The organism is Streptococcus sp. WM07 (assembly GCF_004570525.1).
In the GTDB taxonomy this organism is placed as follows: Bacteria; Bacillota; Bacilli; order Lactobacillales; family Streptococcaceae; genus Streptococcus.
In genome coordinates this window covers 1-1,662 of the sequence record NZ_SPPZ01000106.1, presented here as the reverse complement: position 1 = coordinate 1,662, position 1,662 = coordinate 1, and the positions used below count along the sequence as shown (strand labels likewise).

The 1,662-nt window shown below is 37.2% G+C and carries 3 protein-coding genes; all 3 read right to left on the bottom strand.

Translation table 11 applies throughout. The features are described 5' to 3' along the window. Nucleotides 1-453 precede the first annotated feature (453 nt). The 3 genes from E4T71_RS08550 to E4T71_RS08540 are packed head-to-tail and all read right to left on the bottom strand — an operon-like array spanning nucleotide 454 to nucleotide 1,573. Nucleotides 454-1,131 carry a DUF6287 domain-containing protein gene (locus E4T71_RS08550; protein WP_135038903.1) on the bottom strand — a complete coding sequence of 226 codons (678 nt, stop codon included), beginning with the start codon at nucleotides 1,129-1,131 and terminating at the stop codon, nucleotides 454-456. Between the two features lie 12 nt (nucleotides 1,132-1,143). After that, on the bottom strand, nucleotides 1,144-1,473 hold the full coding sequence (locus E4T71_RS10515; protein WP_306766727.1) for an SH3 domain-containing protein: 330 nt from the start codon (nucleotides 1,471-1,473) through the stop codon (nucleotides 1,144-1,146). Beyond that, nucleotides 1,409-1,573 (bottom strand): SH3 domain-containing protein, encoded by a 165-nt coding sequence (locus E4T71_RS08540; protein ID WP_306766728.1) that lies wholly within the window; start codon nucleotides 1,571-1,573, stop codon nucleotides 1,409-1,411. The genes E4T71_RS10515 and E4T71_RS08540 overlap by 65 nt, the downstream gene beginning before the upstream one ends. Nucleotides 1,574-1,662: the final 89 nt, after the last annotated feature.

Genomic DNA, 1,662 nt, shown 5'->3' with positions numbered 1-1,662 from the left:
TACATTTTTATCCCTAGAACAATTTGGTGAATAATAAAAATCATCAGAAATTCCAGTTGATTATTGGTTGTTTCTGATGATTTTTTAGGCATTTACACAGATTCTTCTGAGGTATGAATAATTTGGGTTTAAAGAAAAAGTAGATTTCTTCTAGGAATTGATTGACACTGAAATCCATCACATGAAGGAGACGTTCGCTAACGTATTTGATACTCTTCTACGAACCTACAACTTATTGGACAATCCCCACTCCAATGTAAGATTACAACCAATTAACAATCGCAGCTAGGTAATTAAGAGAGGCAGTTGTAGGAATCAAAGTATAAACAAGAGAGACGATACTCTCCCACAGCCAATTCTTTAGCTATTTCATCACCATCAATAGATTCAAAGAGAATCCAGATGAAAGACATGCTAAACATAAAAGGCTGGGATTTCCCAACCTTTTATGAATTATTCAACACGTGAAAATGTTCCTGAATAAGTTTCAACATAATCTGAGCCTAAAGAAATCGTTCCTAAATTGGGATTTATAAATAAATTAGGTAGACCTGAGGTATGACCATCATTCGCTAAACGATTACTATAAGTGCTACCATCCCATGAACCATATCCATTTCTCACATATAAATCCCGACTCAAATTTTCTCTCGCTTCTTCTGAAATATGATCCCCAGATGCCATCCTAATCTGAAGTGACCCATCCGCACCCATAGTTATCTGATTACCATACTCATCCTGCCATGTACCTGCTACAGAAGAGAAATCCCCTGATACCAAAGCATCACCAATATTTACAGAAGATGCCATCTCATCCCCTGAAACTGGGGAAGTTTCACTCGTAACAACAGATTCAGTAGCAGATACTCCTTGACTGACTTGTTGAGAAGAAGCCGCCTGCTCTCCCACTAGCGATTCACTTGAAAGTATCGCCCCAGAGTTCACCTCAGTAGAACTAGCCGGCTTAAGACGAATCTTAGAGCTAGAAGAACTACTCTTACTCATAGATGATGAACTCTTAGCTTGTTGAATACTACTAGATGAACTAGTTGATTTATTTTCAACCTTAGATTCCTTCGAACAAGCTACTAACAATAAGACTGCTAATAATAGAACACCACTTTTTTTCATCCGATAACTCCTCTAATTAATCGCAATATATCTTCTTACACCTGATCTTGAGATATAGCTAAGCCAGTCATGACCCTCAGACTTCAAGATTTTATCATAATTGACAGTCATACCTACATCATACCGAGCTATGATAACCGCTGACATCTTAGGCTCATCTCTGACATAAGATGTTTCTTTAAATTTATAGGTACCACTTGATGGCATTGAATGAGCACGTGATTCCTCAGAATTTGAACCTGGAGTTGTAACCACAGGTGAAGCAAGCATCACCTTTTCAAGCGGAATATAACGGCGATTCCCTTGGAAAGATAGATAGATAACTAATCCAACGATACCCATCAGCCTCTAGAACCTTATCATAGTTTACAGTCATACCTACATCATAATAAGCTAAATTTTCTGGTTCTATAATAAGTTGTGTGGAAAGCTTGCGCTCCATGCAACTTTTTTGTAATTTCCAATGCAAAAAAAAGCAATTCCTAGTAAACTGATAAGTGGAAAAACATCAGAATAGGAATTGCTTCATAT

Coding starts and splice junctions, on each gene's coding strand:
- E4T71_RS08540 (WP_306766728.1), bottom strand. CDS start 1,573: ATGGAGCGCAAGCTTTCCACACAACTTATTATAGAACCAGAAAATTTA.
- E4T71_RS10515 (WP_306766727.1), bottom strand. CDS start 1,473: ATGGGTATCGTTGGATTAGTTATCTATCTATCTTTCCAAGGGAATCGC.
- E4T71_RS08550 (WP_135038903.1), bottom strand. CDS start 1,131: ATGAAAAAAAGTGGTGTTCTATTATTAGCAGTCTTATTGTTAGTAGCT.